This is a genomic window from Bacillus sp. AFS040349 (genome assembly GCF_002577655.1).
In the GTDB taxonomy this organism is placed as follows: domain Bacteria; phylum Bacillota; class Bacilli; order Bacillales; family Bacillaceae; genus Metabacillus.
On sequence record NZ_NUMC01000135.1, the window covers coordinates 21845 to 28287 of the forward strand.

General features: G+C 32.9%; 6 protein-coding genes. 2 read left to right on the forward strand and 4 right to left on the reverse strand.

Translation table 11 applies throughout. The features are described 5' to 3' along the window. The first annotated feature begins 1 nt into the window (after nucleotide 1). Nucleotides 2-1006, forward strand: coding sequence for a hypothetical protein (locus tag COD11_RS23000; protein ID WP_098799240.1), 1005 nt, complete (start codon nucleotides 2-4; stop codon nucleotides 1004-1006). Nucleotides 1007-1620: 614 nt separating this feature from the next. Here COD11_RS23000 and COD11_RS23005 read toward each other — a convergent pair. After that, complete coding sequence (locus tag COD11_RS23005; protein WP_098799241.1) at nucleotides 1621-2097, reverse strand: hypothetical protein; 477 nt, start codon at nucleotides 2095-2097, stop codon at nucleotides 1621-1623. A gap of 146 nt (nucleotides 2098-2243) precedes the next feature. Between COD11_RS23005 and COD11_RS23010 the strand changes: the two genes are divergently transcribed. Beyond that, on the forward strand, nucleotides 2244-2438 hold the full coding sequence (locus COD11_RS23010; protein WP_098799242.1) for a hypothetical protein: 195 nt from the start codon (nucleotides 2244-2246) through the stop codon (nucleotides 2436-2438). Nucleotides 2439-2515: 77 nt separating this feature from the next. Here the strand turns inward: COD11_RS23010 and dcm are convergent, their stop codons facing one another. From dcm to COD11_RS23025, 3 genes are read right to left on the reverse strand one after another with little or no spacing between them, the layout of a single operon-like run. Next, complete coding sequence (gene dcm, locus COD11_RS23015; RefSeq protein WP_098799243.1) at nucleotides 2516-3544, reverse strand: DNA (cytosine-5-)-methyltransferase; 1029 nt, start codon at nucleotides 3542-3544, stop codon at nucleotides 2516-2518. Nucleotides 3545-3559: 15 nt separating this feature from the next. After that, a complete protein-coding gene (locus COD11_RS23020; protein ID WP_098799244.1) occupies nucleotides 3560-4966 on the reverse strand; it encodes a protein NO VEIN domain-containing protein in 1407 nt (468 codons plus the stop codon). A 23-nt stretch (nucleotides 4967-4989) separates the two neighbouring features. Beyond that, nucleotides 4990-6036, reverse strand: coding sequence for a DNA cytosine methyltransferase (locus COD11_RS23025; protein WP_098799245.1), 1047 nt, complete (start codon nucleotides 6034-6036; stop codon nucleotides 4990-4992). Between the last annotated feature and the right edge of the window lie 407 nt (nucleotides 6037-6443).

A 6443-nucleotide genomic window follows, 5' to 3' on the forward strand; every position in this document is an offset into this window, starting at 1 on the left:
AATGGCAATAAATGATTACAATCGAATTCATGAAAATGAAGAAATAGTCAGTACAGATGAATCAAGCGTTACGGTGAAAGATAAAGACACAGGGAATTTACGAGTATTGCGTCTAATTGATTTAAACGAAAATGAAGTAAAAGATAAAGAGCTAGCAGAAAAAATTAGAAATCACTTCAAAAGAATGTCAATGAGGAAAACGGATTGGAGAGGGTCGTATTTTATGACAAAAACTGAGTCTAGTCTTGACTTAAAAGACCAATTAACATTAACAGATAGACGATATCTTATGATTTTAATGATATATGCACAATTTGATAAAAAACCTTTTGAGAAAAATGGAAAAGCATTATCCAACAAGGATATCGCAAAAATATGGAAAATCGATGAAGTAAATGCTTATAAGAAGCTCGCAAAATTTTGTGAACTGGGTATCATTAATCAAATAAAAAACAAAAATGACAAAAGGAAAGCGAATTATGTAATAAATGATACATATTTTGTAATGGGGAAATTGAAAAGTCAAGAAAAATTTGTAAAAGTCTATCAAAGTAAGCTAAAAGAAATATTAGATAACATACAAAAAATTGAAGACAACAAAAACAGAAAAAGAAATAAGCCTATTGATATAAAGGATGTAATTGGTATTCTGCATGCGGTTATTCCATATTTTCATTTTCAAACATACTATTTGGTGAAAAATCCAGACGAGAAAATAACCATTGAAGGAGAAGCGGTTCTAGATGCATTAGAGAGAACTCCTAAAGCTTTAAAACACTTGCCTAAAACTCAAATTGGAAGAATTTTAGGGCATAGGAATCCTGATAGACCCACCATTGATAAATACTTTTCCATCCTACAACAAGCGGGTGCAGTCATGGTTTTAACCACAAATGGGAGAAGTCGTTATCTCGTTCACCCTGATTTAATGTTCCGCTTGGATTCAAACGGTCAGGACGAATATACAAGACATATTCGTGCTCAATTTGGTCAGCACGACAATTAGAACATTTATCCAATCTTTTTCGTACATAATTAGAAAAGTGTGGTTTGAGTACATAACAATTAATAAAAAGTGTGGTCTCTTTACATAGTATCTTAAATAAAAAAAGCGTGGTCTTGTTGCATAATATTTTTAATAAAGCTTAGGGAATACAAGGAATAAATATTTTTCGGAAAGTTTGAAAAATAAATATCTCCTTTCTTTAATCTTTATCCCCATTAACCGAGATTGATAAAGATAATTTTTAATGATGTATATTTCCTCCATAAACAATTACATAATGAATATTTTGAAAGAACAACCATATTAATAAAAATAGACTGGTTAGGTCATAACTGATAATTCCTCGAATCCCATTTCAATACATATGCCATTTACAGGTATAGGTATATGATAATTGTTTAGGGAGGAACTTAATAATGAATTACCAAACTAAGTTACAGACGCTCAAGCTTTTCTTGGAGGATAAAATCAGATATTGCGTTCATGAAGGTTCATCAAGGGATAATAAGTATTTAAAAAATCAAAAAAGGATTTATTGTGAAGTTCTGGCTATGTTAAAAGACCTAAATTGAAAGTTTTCCAAAAAAAGCCCACTCCTGTACTGGAGGGGCTTATCATTTTCTTTTGGCTGGATGACTATTTTTAGATTGAGAACTCATTTTTCTCTGAATTTTATTTAAATCTTGTTGAAATTTCTCCATTTGTTCAAAACCTGATGCCATATTTTCAAATACTGAATTTCCACTAGCCAATTGTCCAAATATATCTTTCGCAATATCCGTTTGAGCATTTTTCTCATAAAGCTCTGCTTGTTTTTCCATTTGAATCTTCATTTTTTCAATTTCAAAGGCTGCCTTTTGATTGTCAATTTCTTGTTTTGCCTTTATCATCTGTATTTCTGCATCATTTTGTGCCTTTATCTTCTCGAGTTCAGTTTGTTGTAACTCTTTTATCTTTTGTATTTCGGTTTCTAGCGCCTTATTTGACTGATACCTAGCAATAAGAAATGAAATAACTGATGTTATTATCGCTGGTACAATTGCTACCAATAGGGGAATTACAACTGTCGTAATAGTTTCAGCCTTTTCCATTGGAAACACTCACTTTCAAAATAGTATGCAAAAAAGTCTTTCATTTGTTGTTTTTTGATTGCGTTAAACTATTTGCGTTATAATAGTGTAAAACACTTAACAATGTAACAATGTAATTAATCAATATTTTAAGGAGGATTTGCACTTTGTTTTGTGATTGTGGCGGATTACTTTTCGTTATAGGTATTGAAGAACCACCAGCTCATTTATCAAAAACTGAAAAGTTATTATATAAGCGTGTTTGTGATGTTCAATGTCATAAATGTGGTAAAGTTTTGTACTCCCAACCATATGACGAGGGTACAACTATTAACAGTTTTAGACCAACCAAGAAAATATAGTGGGGACAGTTGGTCAATTGAATGTTTAGATAACGAAAAAGAACGACATTGTATTGCCGTTCTTTTTCTAAATGTTTCTAACTTATAAGCTGCACTTTTTTGTCAGATTGGTCATTACTTATAAAACCTGATAAAGCCTCAGCTAATTTCATTCCAACATACCACATTAACACAGGTGGAATCGCATTACCAAGTGCTTTATACTGTGTTCCCTGTGCTCTTACCAATTTGTAGGAATCAGGAAAAGATTGTATTCGCGCAACTTCTCTTGGCGTAAACCTCCGATATCTATCAGCTATTTTTAGAACAGGGTCCGTACTATTAAGACTAACTTTAGCAAGATGTGCTCCCACTGTATTACATGGTTTATTAATATCTTGAGCTCGTCCTTTGTTCATATCTTTCTTCGCCCTTAACATTCCTTCAACTGCTCTTTGGCTAAAATAGTATTTTTCGTCTATTTCATTCTCAGGGAAAATAACATCTTTTAGTGGAACAAAGCTTTTGTCAAAAAGCGTACCTTCTTCAAAATAAGTAGGTTCAGGGAATTCAAAATTAACATCTATGTCATTTCGTATTCCTATGATAAATACACGAAATCTATTTTGAGGAACTCCAAATTCAGCAGCATTTAAAAGTCTATACTTAACTGTATATCCTGCGTTTTGGAATTCACTTACAATTAGTGGAAATGCTTCTCCTTTATTTGCAGATAGAAGACCTTTAACATTTTCTGCAATAAAAGCCATTGGTTGCTTCTTTTTTAATACACGCACCATTTCGAAAAAGAGCTTTCCGCTAACATCATTCTTAATGCCTAGTCTCTTTGGATTTTGTGCCACAATCGAAAAAGAAACGCACGGGAACCCACCAACCAAAATATCATGTTCAGGAATATCATCCTCATGAACAGTTCTTATATCCCTGACATCGGGATTAATATTAAAGTTTTCACTAAAGATTTCTGCAATTTTTTCATCAATTTCATTTGCATAAACTGTTTCAAAAGGTAGCTTTTCATATTGTTCTCCTAAGAACTCAAAGCCTCCTTTAAGTCCTAAATCTCCTCCACCGCAACCAGAAAACAATGAGGCAACTTTAAACATTTTTAACCACCTTCTTTATATTAAAAGTGTCTCCTCTTTACCACATTTCTTAGGGTCGAAAATAATATCCATCCCATTTCGCGGAATTGCAGACAAATTACCATTTTTATAATTTCCTACAGGGTCTTGAATAGTAAATAATTTTAAAGAACCTTTAGTAACCATTAATCGATATACAAAGTACCTATCTTTATGGGATTCCGCTGCACTCCATTCATTCGGAGTTAAATGGAAACGCATGAATGCTAACGGAGTTGAACTTGATGTAGTCTTTACCTCTATATTACGGTGAGTCTCATCAATCTCCCTAGAGTTTATATCATACCCTATAGCATACATAGTAGGAATTAATTTTATCAAATGCTCAAGGTCAGGTCTACCTTCTTGAACTATTCGTTTCTTTTCGTGATTCAAGATTAAACTTTCACCAATTGAACCTATACTACCAGTAGAAGATAAGCCACCTTCTGCAATAACTCTGTCTAGGTCAATAATACTTTTTAACTCTTGATATTGAGTTGAGGTGTCAGCAACTAGGGCAATAATATCAGTGTCAAAGAATCCTTCATCACGCTCAGTGTTAAAATATGTTACCCATTCCGCATCTAACTCTTTAACCTCTTCAAGTGTTAGTAAAGAGATATCTGAAATTTTTTCGTAATAATCAAATAAATCTTTGGTTGGATTTAAAAACCTGCGAATTGCAATACTTTCCACCTGGTTAATGTAATATTTATTATTAGGTCGCTTGACGAGTAGGTTTGCTTGAACCATATAATCAAGAATATCACCTGCGTACCTTACAACATCACCTGTCCAATCATAATCTAAATCCTTCTGTCTGTTCTTTATTATTAATTTCCATGTCTCTTTTGATGGTCTTCCATCCCTAGTTACACGAAGGTCATTAAAAATACAGTGAGTCGCCTCCGACTTACTAATGCCTGCTCGAACGCCGTCATTTTCTTCAGCTTCACTTAACATTCCAAGGATATATGAACACGGTCGGAAGTTAATCCCATTTTTAAGATATTCTAAATTAATATGCGGCTTTAAAAAACCGCCTGGGTACTGAAAATGATAGCAGAAAAGTTTAAAAAATTTCACTAAATCTTGATTTGTTGCTAACTCTATAGCTCGATTACTTGGTTTAAGATAATCTCCTTCTTGTACAATAAAAGAAAAAAGCGCGTCGATTTCGGTTCGCCAATTATTTATTGTCTTTTGCTTTTTTGAAAGGTTACCTGGATATTTTTTTATGGAAAAATCTAAATCTCCAATAAAATCCTTAATTGGTTTCTTTCCAATTGCTGCAATTTCTGAAGCAATGTAGATTAAAACATTTTCTATATCATTCTTGAAGCGGGGTCTTGGATGATGTAATCTAAAATAATGCTTGTTCGGTACATTGTACAATGTCAATTGATTTCACCCCAGAGTTTAAACTAAGATAGATATTTTAATAGCTCTTCAGCTATAGCTTTTGCCAATAATGGTGGAACGGCATTTCCTACTTGTCTATATTGCTGAGTTCTATTCCCATAAAAAATAAAATTATCAGGAAAGGATTGAAACCTAGCGTTTTCTCTAACAGTTGGTACTCGATTAGCTTTGTAATGGAAGTGATGGCGATGTCCTGTATCAATGGTTAAACTTGGTTTTTTACTATGATATCTTGTCCAAGCCACATTAAAATTTCTAGTCCCTCTGTATTGTTCAGGTAGGTCTTTGTAATTGCCACCTTCTGGAACAAGGCTTATTATTTTTTTCGTTTGTTCATTATGGTTAGTAGCCTGATGATTATAAATCACCTCTGAATTTGCTCTACAGTACCTTTGGTATTCATTTTGTGGGGCACCTGTATAGTGCTCAATTTCATTTCCAAAAGATTCTTCTAATAGGGGTAAATCACTTGTTGCTTCCTGAGCAGTTATCCAATCATTTTCAAAGAATATCTTTGGCTCAGGGAAAGTGAATTTTTCTCCATTTTTTAACCCAACAAAAAATACTCTTTTTCTTGTTTGCGGCACACCATAATCAGCAGAATTTAATATTTGATAATTAACATTATAACCCATTTGTTGGAATTCTTCTAAGATACTTTCTTTTATTGCCCCTTTAAACAGACTTACCAACCCAGGGACATTTTCGATAACAAATGCTTTTGGTTGCAGTTCTTGAACAATCCTGATAAATGATAGGTAGAGCTTATTTCTGGGGTCATGTAATTTTCGGGGTCCCGCTAAAGACATCCCCTGACAGGGAGGACCTCCAATAATCACATCAATACTTTTACCCCCTACTAATCTTCTAATTTCTTCTCCTGAAACTTCAGTGATATCTGTAGTAATACCGATGCTACCTTTATGATTCTTTTCAAAAGTGTTTATAGCAGCCTTATCGTTATCGATTCCCAATAATGTGTTATACCCAGCTAATTCGAAACCTAATGATAAACCTCCACATCCACTAAAAAGGTCAATGATGTTCATGTTTTTATCTCCTTAAACCTATATTCAAGTATTATCTTCATCAAAAAATAATTACTAGTGGTAAATTCATTCGTAATAACTAATTGTAACAAAAAAGAACAAAATGCTGTATGGAAATCATTGATAATGTAAAAAGCATCATTTCCGAACTAACGTTCCTATTATAACAGCTTTTAATAAGCCTATGTATATTAAAAATATAAATTCAAAATGTAGCAAAAGGAGATGACTCAAATGAATACAACGGATGATAAAGCAGATAAAGTAAGGGAGCAATTAATTGAAGAGCTTAAAAATGAAGGAACGACAATCAAAAAGATTCAAGAATTATTTGAAGCCTTCGGAGTATAGCAATATTTCTCAGAAACCTGAATGAAAAATAAAAATAAAGGTAGTGTCAAAAGATT